17 protein-coding genes are annotated in these 18,466 nt (G+C 72.3%); 13 read left to right on the forward strand and 4 right to left on the reverse strand.

Features of this window, described 5'->3' with window-relative positions:
- The 7 genes from PHA84_RS01070 to tsaD all read left to right on the forward strand — a co-directional run bounded on the left by PHA84_RS01070 (position 1) and on the right by tsaD (position 6,531).
- Positions 1–1,458 carry a bifunctional ADP-dependent NAD(P)H-hydrate dehydratase/NAD(P)H-hydrate epimerase gene (locus tag PHA84_RS01070; RefSeq protein WP_270886229.1) on the forward strand — a complete coding sequence of 486 codons (1,458 nt, stop codon included), beginning with the start codon at positions 1–3 and terminating at the stop codon, positions 1,456–1,458.
- 105 nt (positions 1,459–1,563) lie between these two features.
- Positions 1,564–2,745: an alanine racemase gene (gene alr, locus PHA84_RS01075; RefSeq protein ID WP_270886230.1), complete on the forward strand. Its 1,182-nt coding sequence runs from the start codon at positions 1,564–1,566 to the stop codon at positions 2,743–2,745.
- Complete coding sequence (locus tag PHA84_RS01080; RefSeq protein WP_270886231.1) at positions 2,742–3,917, forward strand: alpha/beta fold hydrolase; 1,176 nt, start codon at positions 2,742–2,744, stop codon at positions 3,915–3,917. The genes alr and PHA84_RS01080 overlap by 4 nt, the downstream gene beginning before the upstream one ends.
- A 1-nt stretch (position 3,918) precedes the next feature.
- The gene (gene tsaE, locus PHA84_RS01085; RefSeq protein WP_442952811.1) at positions 3,919–4,380 is read left to right on the forward strand and encodes a tRNA (adenosine(37)-N6)-threonylcarbamoyltransferase complex ATPase subunit type 1 TsaE; all 462 of its coding nucleotides are present in this window, start codon (positions 3,919–3,921) and stop codon (positions 4,378–4,380) included.
- A complete protein-coding gene (tsaB, locus tag PHA84_RS01090) occupies positions 4,380–5,036 on the forward strand; it encodes a tRNA (adenosine(37)-N6)-threonylcarbamoyltransferase complex dimerization subunit type 1 TsaB (RefSeq protein WP_270886233.1) in 657 nt (218 codons plus the stop codon). The genes tsaE and tsaB overlap by 1 nt, the downstream gene beginning before the upstream one ends.
- On the forward strand, positions 5,033–5,482 hold the full coding sequence (gene rimI, locus PHA84_RS01095) for a ribosomal protein S18-alanine N-acetyltransferase (RefSeq protein ID WP_270886234.1): 450 nt from the start codon (positions 5,033–5,035) through the stop codon (positions 5,480–5,482). Before tsaB ends, rimI begins: the two co-directional genes overlap by 4 nt.
- Positions 5,482–6,531 carry a tRNA (adenosine(37)-N6)-threonylcarbamoyltransferase complex transferase subunit TsaD gene (gene tsaD, locus PHA84_RS01100; RefSeq protein ID WP_270886235.1) on the forward strand — a complete coding sequence of 350 codons (1,050 nt, stop codon included), beginning with the start codon at positions 5,482–5,484 and terminating at the stop codon, positions 6,529–6,531. The genes rimI and tsaD overlap by 1 nt, the downstream gene beginning before the upstream one ends.
- A 310-nt stretch (positions 6,532–6,841) precedes the next feature.
- Here tsaD and PHA84_RS01105 read toward each other — a convergent pair whose 3' ends face one another.
- Positions 6,842–8,164 carry a glycoside hydrolase family 3 N-terminal domain-containing protein gene (locus tag PHA84_RS01105; RefSeq protein ID WP_270886236.1) on the reverse strand — a complete coding sequence of 441 codons (1,323 nt, stop codon included), beginning with the start codon at positions 8,162–8,164 and terminating at the stop codon, positions 6,842–6,844.
- Between the two features lie 39 nt (positions 8,165–8,203).
- Here PHA84_RS01105 and PHA84_RS01110 point away from each other — a divergent pair, with 39 nt between their 5' ends.
- Positions 8,204–9,244, forward strand: a complete 1,041-nt coding sequence (locus PHA84_RS01110; RefSeq protein WP_270886237.1) for a nucleoside hydrolase — start codon at positions 8,204–8,206, stop codon at positions 9,242–9,244.
- Positions 9,241–10,077, forward strand: a complete 837-nt coding sequence (locus PHA84_RS01115; RefSeq protein WP_270886238.1) for a PfkB family carbohydrate kinase — start codon at positions 9,241–9,243, stop codon at positions 10,075–10,077. The genes PHA84_RS01110 and PHA84_RS01115 overlap by 4 nt, the downstream gene beginning before the upstream one ends.
- 153 nt (positions 10,078–10,230) lie before the next feature.
- Here PHA84_RS01115 and PHA84_RS01120 read toward each other — a convergent pair whose 3' ends face one another.
- On the reverse strand, positions 10,231–11,463 hold the full coding sequence (locus tag PHA84_RS01120) for a class I SAM-dependent methyltransferase (protein ID WP_270886239.1): 1,233 nt from the start codon (positions 11,461–11,463) through the stop codon (positions 10,231–10,233).
- Between the two features lie 282 nt (positions 11,464–11,745).
- Between PHA84_RS01120 and groES the strand changes: the two genes are divergently transcribed.
- From groES to PHA84_RS01135, 3 genes are all read left to right on the forward strand, one after another.
- Positions 11,746–12,039: a co-chaperone GroES gene (gene groES / locus PHA84_RS01125; RefSeq protein ID WP_270886240.1), complete on the forward strand. Its 294-nt coding sequence runs from the start codon at positions 11,746–11,748 to the stop codon at positions 12,037–12,039.
- Positions 12,040–12,220: 181 nt separating this feature from the next.
- The gene (groL, locus tag PHA84_RS01130) at positions 12,221–13,840 is read left to right on the forward strand and encodes a chaperonin GroEL (protein WP_270886241.1); all 1,620 of its coding nucleotides are present in this window, start codon (positions 12,221–12,223) and stop codon (positions 13,838–13,840) included.
- 271 nt (positions 13,841–14,111) lie between these two features.
- On the forward strand, positions 14,112–15,668 hold the full coding sequence (locus tag PHA84_RS01135) for a hypothetical protein (protein ID WP_270886242.1): 1,557 nt from the start codon (positions 14,112–14,114) through the stop codon (positions 15,666–15,668).
- 39 nt (positions 15,669–15,707) lie between these two features.
- Here PHA84_RS01135 and PHA84_RS01140 read toward each other — a convergent pair whose 3' ends face one another.
- Positions 15,708–15,932, reverse strand: coding sequence for an RNA-binding S4 domain-containing protein (locus PHA84_RS01140; protein ID WP_270886243.1), 225 nt, complete (start codon positions 15,930–15,932; stop codon positions 15,708–15,710).
- Positions 15,933–16,008: 76 nt separating this feature from the next.
- A complete protein-coding gene (locus PHA84_RS01145) occupies positions 16,009–16,311 on the reverse strand; it encodes a WhiB family transcriptional regulator (protein WP_270886244.1) in 303 nt (100 codons plus the stop codon).
- 169 nt (positions 16,312–16,480) lie between these two features.
- On the opposite strand from PHA84_RS01145, the gene guaB reads away from it, so the two are divergent.
- Positions 16,481–18,037: an IMP dehydrogenase gene (gene guaB / locus PHA84_RS01150; protein ID WP_270886245.1), complete on the forward strand. Its 1,557-nt coding sequence runs from the start codon at positions 16,481–16,483 to the stop codon at positions 18,035–18,037.
- Positions 18,038–18,466 lie beyond the last annotated feature (429 nt).

Genomic DNA, 18,466 nt, shown 5'->3' on the forward strand with positions numbered 1-18,466 from the left:
GTGCTCCGCGCCTACTCGGCCGAAAGGGTGCGGGCGGCCGAGGCGTCGCTCATGGCGACCCTGCCCGACGGTGAGCTGATGGCTCGGGCGGCGACCGGGCTGGCCGAGGTGTGCCGCGCCCGCCTCGCCGAGCGTGGCGGCGCACGAGTGGTCGCGCTGGTCGGCCCGGGCAACAACGGAGCCGACGCCTTGTATGCCGTGGCCGCGCTGGCCGGGTCGGGCTTCCACTGTGTCGCCGTGACGGGTGACTGGCCGGTCCACGACGGTGCGGTGCAGGCCGCCAGGACGGCCGGCGTGGTCCTCAGCGTGCCGGCGCACGACCAGGCTGCGGCGATCGTGGACGCCGACCTCGTGGTCGACGGGGTGCTGGGGATCGGCGGCCGGCCGGGCCTGCCCGCCGAGGCGGTGGCATGGGTCGACGCCATCCCGGCCTCCGCGTACGTCGTCGCCGTGGACCTGCCCTCCGGCCACGACCCCGGCGGCGAACAGGCCTCCGGCTCGGGCGTCTTCGCCGACGAGACGGTGACGTTCGGGGTCGCCAAGCCGGTCCACGTGCTTCCGGCCACCGAGGTCGCCGTGGGACGCCTGACGGTCGTGGACATCGGGCTCCGGCTCGAGGGACCTGCCGACGTGGAGCGGCTCAAGCACGACGACGTGGCGAGGTGGTGGCCCGTTCCCCGCTCGACGGACGACAAGTACTCCCGGGGGGTGCTCGGCATGGTGGCCGGGGGAGAGGCCTACACCGGGGCGCCGCTGCTGGCGTGCACCGCAGCGGTGGAGGCGGGCGTGGGGATGCTCCGGTATGTCGGCCCGCCGAGCCCCACCGCGCTCGTGCGCTCCAGCGTCCCCGAGGCCGTCATAGGGCCCGGCCGGGTCCAGGCCTGGGTCCTGGGACCGGGACTGGACACCGAGGCCGGCGCAGCGGGCGGCTCCGAGCAGCTCCAGGTGGCTCGCCAGGCGCTCGAGTCCGACCTTCCGGTGCTCGTGGACGCCGGTGGGCTCGACCTCGTCGACGGCTCCCGCCCCGGCGCGACCCTGCTCACGCCGCACGCAGGCGAGCTGGCCCGGCTGCTCACCCGTCTGACCGGTCGGCGGGTGGGCCGGGACGAGGTCGAGGGCTCGCCCCTGCGCCACGCCCGCCAGGCGGCGGAGCTGACCGGCGCCACGGTCCTCCTCAAGGGCGCGACGACCCTCGTCGTCCCTCCGTCCGCGTCGGAGCTGCCGGTGCGCTCGCAGAACGACGCGCCCCCCTGGCTGGCGACCGCCGGAGCCGGTGACGTCCTCGCCGGACTGTGCGGGGCCCTGCTGGCTGCGGGCCTGGCCCCCCTGGACGCCGGGAGCCTCGGCGCCCTGGTGCACGGGGTGGCGGCGGACCGCGCCAACCCCGGGGGTCCGGTGCGCGCGCTCGCCGTGGCACACGCCATACCGAGCACTGTCGCCCAGCTGCTGACCAGGTGACCGCGCCCAGCATCGGCATGCCGGCACGGTCGTCGGCACGGTCGTCGAGCCGGCGAGGACGGGCCGACGTCCGCCTCGGGGCCCGTTCTGACAGACTGGACAGCGATGAGCACACACCCTCTGACCACGGTATTCGCCCCGGCTCCGCCGGGGCTTCCCGCGTGTGCCCAGGTGGACCTGCAGGCAGTCAGCGACAACGTGCGAGCCTTGAAGGAGCGAGCCGGGGCCGCTGAGGTCATGGCCGTCGTGAAGGCGGACGCGTACGGGCACGGCCTGCTGCCCAGTGCCCGCGCGGCGCTGCGGGGCGGCGCCACCTGGCTCGGCGTGGCCCAGCTCGCGGAGGCCCTCCAGCTGCGTGCGGCGGGCGTGACCGCGCCCGTGCTGAGCTGGCTCCACGTCCCCGGGCAGGACTTCACCGCCGCAGTGGAGGCGGACGTCGACGTCGGCGTGTCGACCCTCTGGTCGCTGGCCCAGGTGCGCGAGGCTGCATCGGCGACCGGACGGACCGCTCGCGTGCACCTCAAGGTCGACACCGGGCTCGGGCGGAACGGCGCCTGGGACCCGGAGCTGGACGAGATCCTCACGGAGTCCGCACGGTTGCAGGCCGAGCACGCCCTCGAGGTCGTGGGGATCTTCTCGCACTTCGCGTACGCCGACGCGCCGGGGCATCCCACCGTCGAGGCGCAGCAGCAGCGGTTCGAGGGGGTCGTGGCCCAGGCCCGCAAGGCGGGGCTGGACCCTGCCGTCCGTCACCTGGCCAACTCCGCGGCCACCCTCACGAACCCCTCCGCGCACTACGACCTCGTGCGCCCCGGGGTTTCGGTCTACGGGCTGTCGCCCGTCCCGGACCTCGGCGCCCCGGAGGACTTCGGACTCCGGGAGGCGATGCGGCTCGTGGCCCGGCTGTCCAGCGTCAAGGACTGTCCCGCAGGCCAGGGAGTGTCGTACGGGCACGCCTACACGACGACCGCCCAGACCCGGCTCGGGCTGGTGCCGATGGGGTACTCCGACGGCGTGCCGCGGCATGCGTCCGGCGTCGGGCCGGTCCAGGTGGCCGGCCGCCGGTACGCCGTCGCGGGACGGGTCTGCATGGACCAGTTCGTCCTCGACCTCGGCGCGGACAGCAGCGCCACCGCGGGCGACGAGGCAGTGCTGTTCGGCGTCGGTGCGGCCGGGGAGCCGACCGCCCAGGACTGGGCCGAGGCCGTCGGCACCATCAACTACGAGATCGTGACCCGGGTGGGCGCCCGCGTGCCGCGGCAGTATCTCGGAGAGGACCTCGGGTGAGGCCCACGGGACGCGGCCTGGCCGGGCTCGGGATCGGCCTCGCGGCCGCGGGGGCCGCCACCGCGGTCGGGGTGGCGGCCGACCGGGTCAACCGCGACCGCATCGCCCGGTACGCGGTCCTGGCGCCCGAGGGCGCGTACGCGCACAGCGCCGACAAGGAGCTCGCCGTCCTGGCGGACGACGGGATCCCGCTGCACGTCGAGATCGACGAGCCCGACCCGCAGCAGGCCGCGACAGGCAGGCCCACGGTGGTGTTCTCGCACGGCTACACGTTGAGTCTCAAGAGCTGGGTCCTGCAGCGCAAGGCGCTAACCGCCGCGGGATACCGGGTCGTCCTCTGGGACCAGCGCAGCCACGGCCGGTCGGAGAAGGCGCCTGCGGAGTCCTGCACGCTCGACCAGCTGGGCCGAGACCTGCACCAGGTGCTTCAGGAGGCGGTCCCGGACGGACCGCTCGTGCTCGTCGGCCATTCCATGGGTGGTATGACGGTCATGGCCATGGCGCAGCAGTTCCCCGAGGTGGTGCGGGACCGCGTCGTCGCAGTGGCCTTCGTGGCGACCAGTGCCGGTGGCGAGAACATGGTCACGCTGGGCTTCGGCCAGTTCATCGGCCGGCTCCTGGGACGGATCGGCCCGCGGTTCCTCGCCAGACTCGGGGCCCGCCAGCAGCTGCTCGGCACCGTCCGGCGGTTCGGTCGGGACGTCGAGGACCTCATCGTCGACCACTACAGCTTCGCCTCGCCGGTCTCTCAGACGACGGTCCGGTACACCGGCGACATGATCTTCGGGACGCCGCTGCAGGTCATGGCTGACTTCCTCCCGTCGATCAACATGCATGACAAGAGGGCCGCGCTGGAGGCGTTCCACGGCGTGGAGACGTTGGTGCTCAACGGGATGCAGGACCTGTTGACGCCGCCCAGCCACTCCGAGGCGATCGTCCGGCTGGTCCCCGGTGCGGAGCACGTCGTCGTGGAGGACGCCGGACACATCATCATGCTGGAGCACCCTGACGTCGTGACCGAGCAGCTCGTCCAGCTCGTGGAGCGGGGGATGCGCGCCGCGGGCGAAGGGATCGAGGTCGAGGCCAAGCCCCGGGTGCGCCGGACGGTCACCGACCTTGCCAAGCGCCGCCGCGTCGCCAGCGCTCGCCGGCAGGGCAGGCGTGGTGCCTGAGCTGCTCGGCCCGCCGCTGGCCACCCCTGAGGAGACGAGGGCCTGGGGCGCCAGGCTCGGCCGGCTGCTCCACGCCGGCGACCTGGTCCTGCTGACCGGGGGACTCGGCGCGGGCAAGACCACCTTGACGCAGGGCATCGCCGAGGGACTGCGGGTGCGCGGTCCGGTGACCTCCCCGACCTTCGTCATCGCCAGGATCCATCCGTCCCTGGTCGACGGGCCGCCGCTGGTCCACGTCGACGCGTACCGGCTCGGCGGGCTGGCCGAGCTCGACGACCTCGACCTCGACACCTCCCTGACGGACTCGGTGACGGTGGTGGAGTGGGGGCACGGCCTGGTGGAGGACCTCACCGAGGACCGGGTGGAGGTCACGCTCACCGGCGAGGAGGTCCGGCAGGCCACCGTGGCGGCGTGGGGGGAGCGCTGGGACGGCGCCCCGCTCGACGGGCTGGGGGTGCCGTGATGCTGGTGCTCGCCATCGACACCTCCACCAGTGCCATCTCGGTGGCGCTGCGCGGGGACGACGTCCAGGAGAGCGCCACGGTCCTGGACGCCCGTGGCCATACCGAGCACCTCGCCCCACTGGTCCGCCGCTGCCTGGACTCCGCGGCCCGTGAGCCCGGCGACGTGACCGACGTCGTGGTGGGGACCGGGCCCGGGCCGTTCACCGGGCTGCGCGTCGGCATCGTCACCGGGCTCGTCTTCGCTCACGCCCGCGGTATCCCGGTCCACGGTGTATGCAGCCTGGACGCGCTGGCCGTCGACGCGGCGGCGGAGGTGGGGGACGAGGAGCTGGTCGTGGCCACTGACGCGCGGCGCAGGGAGGTCTACTGGGCGCGGTACGCGGCTCACGGCGGCCGAGTGCGGCGGCTCAGCGACCCCGCGGTCGACCGTCCGCGGGAGCTGCCTGAGCCCCTTCTGGGACTGCCCACCGCCGGACGCGGACCGTTGCTCTTCCCCGAGCTGTTCGCCCGACCTCTGCCGGTCCACGACGTCCGCGCGTCCACGCTCGCCGAGCTTGCAGTCGAGCGCCTGCGGGCGGGGGTCGCGATGCCGGTCGAGCCGCTGTACCTGCGACGGCCGGACGCGCTCACGACCGCAGAACGGGCTACGCCATGAGGGACCTGCGCTGGACCGACATCGAGGCGCTGAGCGCGCTGGAGACCGAGCTCTTCCCCGCAGACGCCTGGCTAGCGAAGACCTGGTGGTCCGAGCTGGCCGGCCGCCCGCGGCGCTGCTATCTGGTGGAGGAGGACGAGAGCGGGGCCCTTGCCGGGTACGCCGGCGTCGACCTGGCCGGCGAGGTGGCCGACATCATGACCCTGGCGGTGGCTCCGTCCGCCCAGGGGCGCGGCGTGGGACGACGGCTCCTCGAGGGGCTGGTCGAGCGGGCGGCGGCCGACCACGCGGCATACGTCATGCTCGAGGTGCGCGCCGACAACGAACCCGCGCGCAGGCTCTACGGCGCAAGGGGTTTCGGCGTGCTGAACGTACGCCGCCGCTACTACCAGCCGGGCGACGTGGACGCCCTCGTCATGCGGCTCGCGCTGGGCGGGGTGGCGTGATGACGGGCGACCAGCCCCTGGTGCTCGGCCTGGAGACGTCCTGCGACGAGACCGGCGTCGGCATCGTGCGCGGCGAGAAGCTGCTCGTGGACGCGATCGCCAGCAGCGTCGACGAGCACGCGCGGTTCGGCGGGGTCGTCCCCGAGGTGGCCAGCCGAGCGCACCTCGAGGCCATGGTGCCCACGCTCGAGCGGGCCACGCGTGAGGCGGGCGTCCGGCTGGCGGACATCGACGCCGTGGCGGTGACGTCGGGGCCCGGGCTGGCGGGAGCGCTCATGGTCGGGGTCGCTGCGGCGAAGTCGCTGGCCGTTGCGCTGGGCGTCCCGCTGTACGGCGTCAACCACCTCGCCTCGCACGTGGCTGTCGACATCGTGGAGCATGGACCGCTGCCCGAGCCGACGGTCGCCATGCTGGTCTCAGGAGGGCACTCCTCGCTGCTCCTGGTGCCGGACGTCACGCACGACGTGCGCTCGCTGGGGTCGACCATCGACGACGCGGCCGGTGAGGCCTTCGACAAGGTGGCCCGCGTGCTCGGACTCCCGTTCCCCGGAGGGCCCTACATCGACCGGGCCGCGCGTGAGGGGAGCCGGGTGGCGATCGACTTCCCTCGTGGCCTGACCCAGGGCCGTGACCTGGAGCGGCACCGGTTCGACTTCTCCTTCTCGGGGCTGAAGACGGCCGTGGCCCGGTGGGTGCACGCCAGGGAGGCGGCCGGCGAACCGGTGCCCGTGTCCGATGTGGCCGCGTCGTTCCAGGAGGCCGTGACCGACGTGCTGACGCGCAAGGCGGTCCTGGCCTGCCGGGAGAACGGGGTCGAGAACCTTCAGATCGGTGGCGGCGTGGCCGCGAACTCGCGACTGCGCGCGCTGGCCCAGGAACGGTGCGACGCCGCTGGGATCGCGCTGCGCGTGCCGAGGCCCGGGCTGTGCACGGACAACGGGGCCATGGTGGCCGCGCTCGGGGCGCAGATGCTGCTCAAGGGACGGCCGGCGTCGGATCTGGCGCTCCCGGCGGACTCCTCCATGCCAGTGACCCAGGTGCAGGCCTAGTCCGCAGGCTCGCAGGCGCTCCGCCTCACTCGCCCGCGCTCCGCCCCACTCGCCCGCGCTCCGCCCCGCAGACTCCTCCGAAGTCTGGGACTTCGGCTCTGGCACCGGCGTGTCGCCCCGAAGTCCCAGACTTCGGAGGAGGAGGTATCGGGGGCTGGGGCGCTGACTCCTTCCGGGCACAGACAGGAAGAGAGGGCGTCATGACCACCATGGCTCGTGGAAGACAGGCTGTCCTCGACGGTCTGTGGGACGGCTTCACGTACCTCGTGATGAACGGCGGGCGCGAGAGCACCGTGACGGGGGCCCTGGCTCAGCACCTCACCAGGCCGAGTGAGGCCTTGAGGTCCAGCACCCTGGCGGCTGCCCGGTCGACCTGGTCAGCGAACACCGGACTCGCGGCCCGCTTCGCCGCGATCGCCCGGAGCATCACGGGCGCCTGATCCGGTCGGGCGGTCAGCACGATGTCGCCTCCGGCGGCGACGAACCTCGTGGCCCGTGCCCCCACAGGCACGTCCGAGACGGCCCTGGCAGCGCCGACGTCGTCGGTGATGGCCACTCCGGTGAACCCCAGCTCGCCGCGAAGCAGGTCGGTGACGACCTTCGAGGAGAACATCGCCTGGTTGTCGCGGTCGAGCAGGGGATAACGGGCGGAGGACACCATGACGAGCGGCGCTCCTGCCTCGATGCCGGCCCTGAACGGGGCGAGGTACGGGTCCCCGCTGGCGGTGCGCCTGTCCGTGATGCCGGTACTGGTCACGTCGGTGTTTCCTGTCACGCGCCCCAGCCCGGGAAAGTGCTTGACGGTGGGCGCCACGCCGCCGGCCAGCGTGCCCCGGACGAAGGCCGCGACATACCTCGCGTTCGTCTGGGGGCTGCCCGGGGAGAAGTCGCGGCGATAGCGGCCGATGGGCTGGTTCCCGGCCCCCAGCGACGTCGGAACGGTGTCCGCCACCGGTGCGAGGTTGACGTTGACCCCCGCGCGGGTCAGCTGTCGCGACCACGTCCGCACGGCGCGCTCCTCGCCTGCCGCCCCGAGGGTCGCCTGGGTGCGAGCGGACGGTATGGCGTCGAACCCGGGTCCGCGCAGCTGCTGGACCTGGCCGCCCTCCTGGTCGACAGCGACGAGTAGCGAGCCTTCAGTGGCGGACTGAAGCCGGCGCGCGACCGTAGCTGTGGACGCGGCGCCGCCGGACCAGCCACCGAGGAAGATGACGCCGCCCAGCCGTTGCGAGCGCACCTGCGCAGCGAGGGCCCGCGAGCTCCCGGTGGCTTGCAGGCCCACCATGATGAGCTGTCCCGCCCTCTGCGGCGCCGACATCTCGCGCGCCAGCCGCTGGCCACACGTCGCCAGGGTGGTCGACGAGACTGTCGACGTCGTCGCCGCGACGCCGGGGGTGGCGGACGTGGAGGGGTGGGCTGACGTGGAGCCGGACGTCGCTGACCTGGCGGCACCGGAGCCCGCGGACGACGGGCTTCCGGACGTGGTGCCGCCCGACGTCGTTGCGGCGGCCGTCGGCGCGGAGGACGCGCGACTCCCCGAGACCGACCCCTCGCAGCCCGCCGAGAGCAGGAGGCCCATCGCGGTCAGACCGACTGCCACGGCGCGCAGGCGGCGCACGGAAGCGGCGGTCACCGAGGCAACGTATCCCATCCGCTCTGGCAGGATCGCTGCATGGTGCACCCGGTGGTTCTCGACGTCGACACGGGCGTCGACGACGCTTGTGCCCTCCTGCTGGCGGCCCGGCATCCGGACCTTGAGCTGCGCGCCGTCACGTGCGTGGGGGGCAACGCGGCCGTCGACCAGGTCGTGGCGAATACCCTGACCGTGCTCGATGCGGCCGGGCGTCCTGACGTCGTCGTGGCCCGGGGCGCCGAGCGCCCGCTGCTCGAGGAGGCCGCGGACGCCAGACACGTGCACGGCCTCGACGGGATGGGAGACCTCGACTGGCCGAGGTCCACCAGGCGAGCCGACCCACGCCACGCCGTGGAGGTCCTGCGCGACGTTCTCCTGGAGGCAGCGCTGGGCAGGGCGGACGATCGCGTCACACTGGTTCCGCTGGCACCGCTGACGAACATCGCGCTGCTGCTGCGGACCTACCCCGAGGTGGCACGTGGCCTGCGACAGGTCGTCTTCATGGGTGGAGCGGTCGATGCCGGCAACGCCACCGCCTCGGCCGAGTTCAACGTGTTCCACGACCCCGAGGCCGCGGCGATCGTGCTCGACGCCTGCGCCGACCTGGACCTCCCCGTGACGATGTACGGTCTCGACGTCTTCTACCAGCCGCGCGTGACCCGCGAGCAGGCGCAGACGCTCATAGACACCGGGAACCGCGGCCCCGCCGAGCTTGCCGGACGCCTCATCGCGTTCCAGTGCGAGCGCGTGGGCGCTGACTCCGCGACCATCGGCGACGCCGGCGCGGTCTGCGCGGTGCTGGAGCCCAGCGGGGTCGCGCGCCGACGGCTCCCCCTGCGGGTCGAGCTTGCCGGGACCTGGTCCCGCGGACGGACCATCGTGGACCGGCGTGATCAGGCGACGGACCTCTCGCACGACCCGCACGGCCAGAGCAGGGTGAGCGCCGACGTCTGTCTCGAGGTCGACGGTGACGCCTATGCGCGCCTGTGGCTGGACACCGTGCGGCCGGACAGCGTGATGCCGGACACCGTCGAACCCGGCACGCGCGCGCGGGACGCCGTCGATCAGGCGCAGCGATGACCGGCCGGGTGGTTGTCGTGGGGTCACTCAACGTCGACCTCGTCGCGCGGGTGGAGCGGCATCCGCACCCGGGGGAGACGGTGCTGGCCTCCGGCTCGGCGGAGCGGTTCGCCGGAGGCAAGGGGGGCAACCAGGCGATGGCAGCAGCCCTGGCGGGAGCGTCGGTGCAGCTCGTCGGTGCCGTGGGGGCGGACGAGCCCGGCGCGGCCTACCAGGCCAGGTTGGCCGCCCAGGGCGTCGACGTCGCGCTCGTGCAGACCGTGCCTGGGGAGGCGACGGGCCAGGCGTGGATCACGGTGGACGGCGCCGGCGAGAACGCGATCGTCGTCGTGCCGGGAGCGAACGGTGCGGTGACCACACCGGAGCTCCAAGGCCTCGGCTCCGGCGATGTCGTGCTCCTGCAGCTGGAGATCCCGCTCGGCGTCGTGGCGGCGGTGGCGCGGCAGGCCGCGGACCGCGGTTGCCGCGTCGTGCTCAACGCGGCACCGTTTGCCGCCCTGCCTCCCGACGTGGCGGCCCTCGCCGACCCCCTGGTCGTGAACGAGCACGAGGCCCTCCTGCTGGCCGACTCCGGCGTGGTGCCGGGGTCCCTGCTCGTCACCTTCGGGGCGGCCGGGTGCACGTGGGACGGCGTCCGATATGACGGCACGCCCGTCGCTCCCGCCGACGTGGTGGACACGACGGGAGCCGGTGACGCGTTCTGCGGGGCGCTGGCGGCCGCCCTCGCGGCGGGCGCCGGTCGAGCGGCGGCGGTGGCGCGCGCGGCCACAGCGGGGGCGGAGGCGGTCCGGCGCCGCGGCGCCCAGCCGGACCCCGTGCTTGCGCCGCTCTGACCGGAGGCTGCCCAGCCGACCTGCGGATGGGCTGTTCTCGGTGGACCTGTGGGGCGGCCCGACCGGTCCACGGGCCAGCGCCGGCGCCGGACGGCGTGGGCCAGTTCACCGCGCCATACGGCGTGGGCTGGTGCCGGCGCCTACGGCGTGCCCTCAGGTGGGGCGGACGATGAGCACCACCTGGTTGCTGCGCACCCGGGTGACGACCACGACCGCCTCGGTACTGCCCTTCGCCGGCAGACGAAGCTGCCGGCGTAAGAGGTCGGCGTCGACGCTGACCCCGCGCTTCTTGATGGTGAGCCGGTCCACGCCGTGGTCGCGGAGCCAGCCGCGCAGCGCCTTGACGTTGAAGGGCATCGCCTCGACGACGGCGTACCGGCGGGCATACGGCACGTCGACCGAGCGGCTCGACCCCACGTACCCCACCCCGGCATCGAGCTCGGCACCACCCGTGACGGCGGTGAGGGCGGACGTCAGACCTGCGCGGAGCACGGCCCGGTCGGGCTCGTAGAGCCACGCACCGAGCAGCGACAGGCTCGTGAGGGCGGGCGTGGAGCCGTCGGCGTCCTCCTCGGTCACCTGGACGGGTGGTGCGCCCGGGCGCAGCACGGCGGCCGAGCGGCCGCGGTGACGTGCCAGCGGACCGAACCAGACGGTGCACTCGACCACGTCTCCGTCGAACGAGGTCCACTGCGCCTCAGCGCCCGGCGGCAGGGCGCCGTGCGGGAAGGCCGGGCTCAGCTTGGCGCCGGTGGCGGGCAGCTCCTGGGCCAGGGAGAGCACCGTCTGCCAGGAGGGGGAGATGGAGGCGAGGTCGAAGATCCGGCGTGTGCGGCCGGTGACGTCCGCGACTCCGGGCGTACGTCGGGCGGGGTCGAGCCACGCCCCGACTCCGCGTCCCCCCTGGCCGGCCGGTGGCCGGAACTCCTCCACCCTTCCGTGGTCGGCGGTGGACTCGGGCCAGTGACGCAGGTTCACCGCGGCCACGCCTGCGGTGACCTCGTCCGCGTCGACGGCGCGGACCCGCAGGTCCAGGCCCGCCATCGCCATCGCATCGGCACCGATGCCACAGCCGAGGTCGTGGACCGTGTGGACGTCGGCCGCCCGGAACCGGTCGGCGTGCCGGGCGGCCACCGGGAGCCGGGTCGCCTGTTCCAGGCCGTCGGAGGTGAAGACCATGCCGCGGGCGAACTCCCCGAACTTCTCGACCGCTCTGGCGCGCAGCCGGGCCTGGTTGAGCGCAGCCGCCACCAGGTCGGGGTCGAAGCCGGCGCCGCGCAGACGCTGCTGCAGCGCCAGCGCGCTCTCCTCGTCGTACGGCGGCAGCGACTGGAGCAGCCCCCATCCCTCACCGGTCGTCAGGCGTCGCAGGAGGGCCAGGTCCATGCCGGCATTCTGTCAGCGCCCTGCTCTGCCCCGGCCAGGCCGCCCGCGGCTCAGTATGGAACTCTGTGCCGTGGGCGAACGCCACGCCGAGTTCTGGCACTCGAGTTGACCGAGTGCTAACCGCCCGCCTAGATTTGCCGTTGGCACTCCGGTTCGCCGAGTGCTAAGCAGCCAGCCGGTCGACCCCCGCGACGGCGACCGTCAGGCCGTGAACTTGGCAGTACCGAAGTATCCGTTCCATCCACCTGTCCACTCCGACATTCCCGAAGGGGAGGTCATACCGTGTCGGTTTCCATCAAGCCGCTCGAAGACCGCATCGTCGTCAAGTCCGTCGAGGCCGAGCAGACCACGGCGTCCGGGCTCGTCATCCCGGACACCGCGAAGGAGAAGCCCCAGGAGGGCGAGGTCCTCGCGATCGGTCCCGGCCGCATCGACGACAACGGCAACCGCGTCCCGCTCGACGTCAAGGTCGGCGACCGCGTGATCTACAGCAAGTACGGCGGCACCGAGGTGAAGCACAGCGGCGAGGAGTACCTCATCCTCTCCGCTCGCGACGTCCTCGCCGTCGTCGGCTGAGCAGCCACATCATGTGAGTGACGTGCCCCGTACGCCGGCAACCCGGCATACGGGGCGCGTCTGCTCCACCCGCACCATCCCTCCGACCGGACCACAGTTCTTGTGCGTGTCTGCGCCGTAATGGCGGCGACACGCAGGGAAAGAAGAGTCCGGTCGCCAGTAAGCGAAGCGAAGGACATTCATGGCTAAGACGCTTGAGTTCAACGACTCGGCTCGCAAGTCGCTCGAGCGCGGTGTCGACGCGCTCGCGAACGCGGTCAAGGTGACGCTCGGCCCCAAGGGCCGCAACGTCGTCATCGACAAGAAGTGGGGTGCGCCGACCATCACCAACGACGGCGTCACCATCGCCCGCGAGGTCGAACTCGAAGACCCCTACGAGAACCTCGGTGCCCAGCTCGCCAAGGAGGTGGCCACCAAGACCAACGACGTCGCCGGCGACGGCACCACCACCGCCACGGTGCTGGCCCAGGCCATGGTCAAGGAAGGCCTGCGAAACGTCGCGGCCGGCGCGGCCCCGGCGAGCCTCAAGCGAGGCATCGACAAGGCCGTCGAGGCCGTCTCCGACCGGTTGCTCGAGACCGCCCGTGAGATCGAGGGCAAGGACGAGATCGCCCAGGTCGCGGCGCTCTCCGCTCAGGACGAGGTCATCGGCTCCACGATCGCCGACGCCTTCGACAAGGTCGGCAAGGACGGCGTCATCACCGTCGAGGAGTCCTCCACCGCCACGACCGAGCTCGAGTTCACCGAGGGCATGCAGTTCGACAAGGGCTACATCTCGCCCTACTTCATCTCCGACGCCGAGCGCATGGAGGCCGTCGTCGAGGACGCCTACATCCTCATCAACCAGGGCAAGATCTCGGCCATCGCCGACGTCCTGCCGGTGCTGGAGAAGGTCGTCAAGTCCGGCAAGCCGCTGGTCATCATCGCCGAGGACGTCGACGGCGAGGCACTGTCGACGTTGGTGGTCAACAAGATCCGCGGCACGTTCAACGTGGTCGCGGTGAAGGCTCCCGGCTTCGGCGACCGTCGCAAGGCGATGCTGCAGGACATGGCCGTGCTCACGGGTGGGCAGGTCATCTCCGAGGAGGTCGGGCTCAAGCTCGACCAGGCCGACCTCGACGTGCTGGGCCAGGCCCGCCGCGTCGTCGTCACCAAGGACACCACCACGATCATCGACGGCGCCGGCTCGACCGACGACGTGACCGGGCGGGTCAACCAGATCAAGGCCGAGATCGAGCGCACCGACTCGGACTGGGACCGCGAGAAGCTGCAGGAGCGCCTCGCCAAGCTCGCCGGTGGAGTCTGCGTCATCAAGGTCGGCGCCCACACCGAGGTGGAGCTCAAGGAGAAGAAGCACCGCATCGAGGACGCCATCTCGGCGACCCGCGCGGCGATCGAGGAGGGCATCGTCGCGGGTGGCGGCTCCGCCCTCATCCACGCTGCGTCCGCCATCGACGACCTCAACCTCGAGGGCGACGAGGCGACGGGCTCGCTCATCGTCAAGAAGGCCGCCGCCGAGCCGCTGCGCTGGATCGCCGAGAATGCAGGGCTCGAGGGCTACGTCGCCGTCTCCAAGGTGCGCGAGCTGGACCCGGGCAACGGCCTCAACGCGGCCACGGGGGAGTACGGCGACCTCGTGAAGGCCGGCGTCATCGACCCCGTCAAGGTCACCCGGTCCGCCCTGCGCAACGCGGCCTCGATCGCGTCGATGGTCCTGACCACCGACACGCTCGTGGTGGAGAAGAAGGAAGAGGAAGAGCAGGGCGCCGCCGGTGGCCACGGCCACGGCCACGGCCACTGAGGCCTGTCCGCACCTGAGCGCTTCCTGACGAAGGCCCGCCCACTGGGCGGGCCTTCGTCATGCCAGCTCCGCTCACGTGGCGCGCGCCGCGCTGCCTCGACGCGTGTCGGGCCTTCGTCCTGACGGACCGGACCCTCGGCGCCTCAGTCAGTTCGGGCGTGCCCCGACACCGGAGGAGGCGCGCCGACCTCTTTGGTGACACGCTGGTGTGATCCCGCGCGCGCAGGCGCCGGGAGGTCGCAGGGTCGGCGTTCCGGGGCAGGTGGTCGTGATGACGCGCTCAGACGTGGTCCCGCGGTTCGAGGACTACGTGACCGCGCGAGGACCGGACCTCCTGCGCCTGGCGTGGTACCTGTGCGGCGACCCGAGCGCCGCGCGCACTCTCGTGGCGCGAGCTCTAGGCCGGAGCCTCGCGCGCTGGGAGCATCTGACCGACGAGGGGCTGGGCGCCTACGACGCTGCCCTGCGCGCCGCGCTCGTCCACACCTTCCTGTCCGTGCGGGGGGACCTCTCTGCGCGCGTGGGTGGCCCTGCGAGAGTGGGTGGCCTAGCGCGCGTGGGTGGCCCTGTGCGGGTGGGTGAGCCTGTCCGGGTCGGTCGCGGACCGACCGCAGCGGCGGCCTCTCCCGGACTGTGGTCCTCGCTCATGGCCCTGCCCAAACGGGACAGGGCACTGGTGATGCTGCAGTTTGCGGAGGACCTGCCGCCGGCCCGCACCGCCGACCTGCTCGACACGACCGTCGCCGCAGTCGCCGCTCGAACGCGGCATGCGGTCAGGATCCTCGGGACCACGCAGGACAGTCTTCGCGCGACCTTGCCGACGCTGGTTCCGGTGGACCCGTCCACGGACGGGCTGGCTCAGCAGGCGCGCGCGTATGCCGGACGGGGCCGGCGGGTGCGCCGTGTGCTGTCCTCGGTCGGTGGCGTGGCTGTCGTGGCCCTTGCCGCCGTCGTGGCGGGCTCAGCCCAGCACAGTACGGTGCCCGTGCCGCCCAAGCCGCCGACGACCGTCGCTGCGCCCAAGCTCACCTGCGGTATGCGGACCGACCCGGCCGTCCTCACCGCGAGGCTCGATCATCTTTCCGCCACCGCAGTCCAAGCCCTCGTGTGCGCTCGCATCGACTCCGACTCGGTCTGGCAGGGCTCCCTTCCGCCTGATGCCCCCGTCAAGGAGCCCATGGCTCTGGATGCCCTCACCCTCGACCCCCGCACCGACGGGAGGGGGTGCGCCGCCCTTCCCGACGGCCCGGCCTTCCGGCTGCTGCTCCTCGGCCCGGACCTGGTCGTGAGGAGCTTCGCGAACGAGGGCCTCGCCTGCAACGGCTGGCCAGCCCTGAGCCGGTACTACGTCGCCCTCGCCGAACAGCAGGCGAGCCAGGTGGGGGCCGCCCCCGCCGGGTTCCTCGGCTGTGAGCCCGTACTCCAGCACGCCGGAGCCGACGGCACGCTTCCGGCGTCGCGGCCGTTGCTCCACCCCGCGCTGGCCAAGGGGACCGTGTTCGTCCAGGCCACCGCCTGCCTGCACCCCACGGCAAGCGTGGGTCGAGTGCCGCACTACAGGGACGTGCGTTCCAACGTCCTGGGCGCTCCGCAACTGGCCCAGCTGAACGCTGACGCGCACGCGAGGGGATCCGCTCCCGGACGGCTTCCTCCGTGTGACGACGCGACGTCCCTGGTGGTGGTCCGAGCCGTCACCCGCTCGGGACACCTCTTCGAGCTCAGCGAGCGGTGCGGTCGGGCGGCGTCGGTGAACTGGTCGTCACGCGATGTGTGGACCATGAGCGCGGGCACGGCCGGGATGCTCCGCTCCCTGCTTGTCGTGGAGTAGGCCGCGTCAGCCGACCCGCCCCTCACGGGGTGAGCACTCTCAGGGTGACCCTGTGACCCGCACGGCCCGTCCGGCATACGCCACGACCTGGCCCGGACGCACCTGGCTGCCGCGTCGCACCACGACGTCACCGTCGACCGACACCTGGCCGCTCTCGATCGCCACCCGGGCGGCCGCACCGTCATCGACCAGCCCCGCCAGCTTCAGCAGCTGGCCGAGCCGGATGGCGTCGTCACGGATCGGGACGTCCTCAACCTCAGTCACGCCGCGGATCCTAGAAGCGTCGGCTCGCAGGGTCGCCTCTCAGGGTCGGCTGCGAGGCCCGGCTCGGGGCGAACGGTCAGCTCGCGGCCTGGACGGCGTGAGACGCGTGGCCGGCGTAGTAGGCCTCGCGCTCGTCCTCCGTCATGGCGCCCCAGACCCCGTACGGCTCTCGCACCCGCAAGGCGTGCTCGCGGCACTGCTTCAGCACCGGGCAGGACAGGCACACCTGCTTGGCCTGGGAGTCGCGTGAGCGCCGTGCCGGGCCCCGCTCACCTTCCGGATGGAAGAACACCTCCGGGTTGACCTGCCGACAGGACCCTTCGAGTTGCCAGTCCCACAGGTCCGCGACCGGTCCTGGAAGTCGCGACAGTTCAGCCATGTCGTCCCTCAGCTCCCTTGCGGCACCCTGCCGCACGTGGGGGACGGTACCCCGCACTGACCTGCGGAAACAGAACGGGACCGTAAGGTTTTGTCGAATCGGGAAGAGCGTCGCTGAGCTGGCGCGCACGGTGGCCGGTCGCCGGCTGCGGGGCCGTTACGATTGGGCAATGAGCGTTGGTGTGGACGACCGGCTCCGCGACCTGGCGGAGCAGCAGCCCGAGCTCGAGGAGCGCGACCCGTTCGCCAAGCTCGGGCTGACCTATGACGACGTCCTGCTGCTGCCCGGCGAGACCGACGTCATCCCGTCCGAGGTGGACACCACGGCCAGGCTCACTCGCGAGATCTCGCTCCGGGTGCCGCTCGTGTCCAGCGCGATGGACACCGTCACCGAGTCCCGGATGGCGATCGCCATGGCCAGGCAGGGCGGCCTCGGAGTGCTGCACCGGAACCTCTCGATCGAGGACCAGGCCTACCAGGTGGACCTCGTCAAGCGCACGCAGACGGGGATGATCTCGAACCCCGTGACCATCGGGCCGGATGCCACGCTGGAGGAGCTCGACCGACGCTGCGGCGAGTACCGCGTGTCCGGGATGCCCGTCGTGGACGTTGACAGCACCCTCCTGGGCATGATCACCAACCGCGACCTTCGGTTCACGCCGGTGGCCCAGTGGGCGACCCTGCGGGTCCGGGACGTCATGACGCCCATGCCGCTGGTGACCGGTCCCGTCGGGATCTCTCGCGACGACGCGACAGCCCTGCTTCGGCAGCACAAGCGCGAGCGACTGCCCCTGGTCGACGAGCGCGGACGGCTCGCTGGGCTCATCACCGTCAAGGACTTCGTGAAGTCCGAGCAGTTCCCCGACGCGAGCAAGGACGACCACGGACGACTCATGGTCGGTGCGGCGGTGGGCTACTTCGGCGACGCGTGGCAACGCGCCACGACGCTCATCGAGGCCGGGGTGGACGTCCTCGTGGTGGACACCGCCCATGGGCATGCCCGCCTGTTGCTGGACATGGTGCGCCGGCTCAAGTCGGACGCGGCCACCCGGCACGTGCAGGTCGTCGGCGGGAACGTCGCCACCCGTGCCGGAGCCCAGGCGCTCGTCGACGCGGGGGTCGACGCGGTCAAGGTCGGAGTCGGTCCCGGCTCCATCTGCACCACCCGGGTCGTCGCCGGCGTCGGCGTGCCGCAGGTCACCGCCATCTACGACGCCTCCCTCGCCTGCCGTCGCGCCGGGGTGCCCGTGATCGGGGACGGCGGACTGCAGCACTCCGGGGACATCGCCAAGGCCCTCGTCGCCGGGGCCGACACCGTGATGCTCGGCTCGCTGCTCGCCGGCTGCGAGGAGAGCCCGGGAGACCTGATCTTCGTCAACGGCAAGCAGTTCAAGTCCTACCGGGGCATGGGGTCCCTCGGCGCGATGAGCAGCCGCAGCAAGAAGTCCTACTCCAAGGACCGCTACTTCCAGGCGGACGTGGCCAGCGACGACCTGATCGTCCCTGAAGGCATCGAGGGGCAGGTCGCCTACCGTGGGCCGGTGGCCGGGGTGGTCCACCAGCTCACCGGTGGCCTGCACCAGTCCATGTTCTATGTCGGGGCACGTACGGTCCCCGAGCTCAAGGCACGGGGCAGCTTCGTCCGGATCACGTCGGCCGGCCTCAAGGAGAGCCACCCGCACGACATCCAGATGACCGTTGAGGCACCGAACTACAGCGGTCGCTGAGGCGGTAGCTCGGTCGCCCTGGGACGGCTTCGAGCATCCACGGCGTAGGGAACCCGACGGGCCCAAAGGTCCCGTTGTCTAGGCAGCCCGGCCTACGTTTCACGGACACCCGGCGTACGCCATCTGTGGGTGCTGGACGATCCAGCGCCTGCCTACGCTGAGAACGCGGCCCGCCAAGATGCTGGCAGGGACATCGGGCTTCGACCCTCGTCGCACCACGCCACGGTGAGGTACGGCGTACCTAAGGCGTCCCGTCGTCGGCCGCCCCCCTCACCCGACGACGGGACGTCGCCTGCCCCACCCCCGGGTGGCGGCCGAGCCGCGCCCCACCTCCGCGACACCCGACGACGGGACGTCTCACCCGACGACGGGACGTCGCCCCCCACCCCCGGGTGGCGGCCGAGCCGCGCCCCACCTCCGCGACACCCG

The organism is Pedococcus sp. 5OH_020 (assembly GCF_027812955.1).
Lineage (GTDB): Bacteria > Actinomycetota > Actinomycetes > Actinomycetales > Dermatophilaceae > Pedococcus.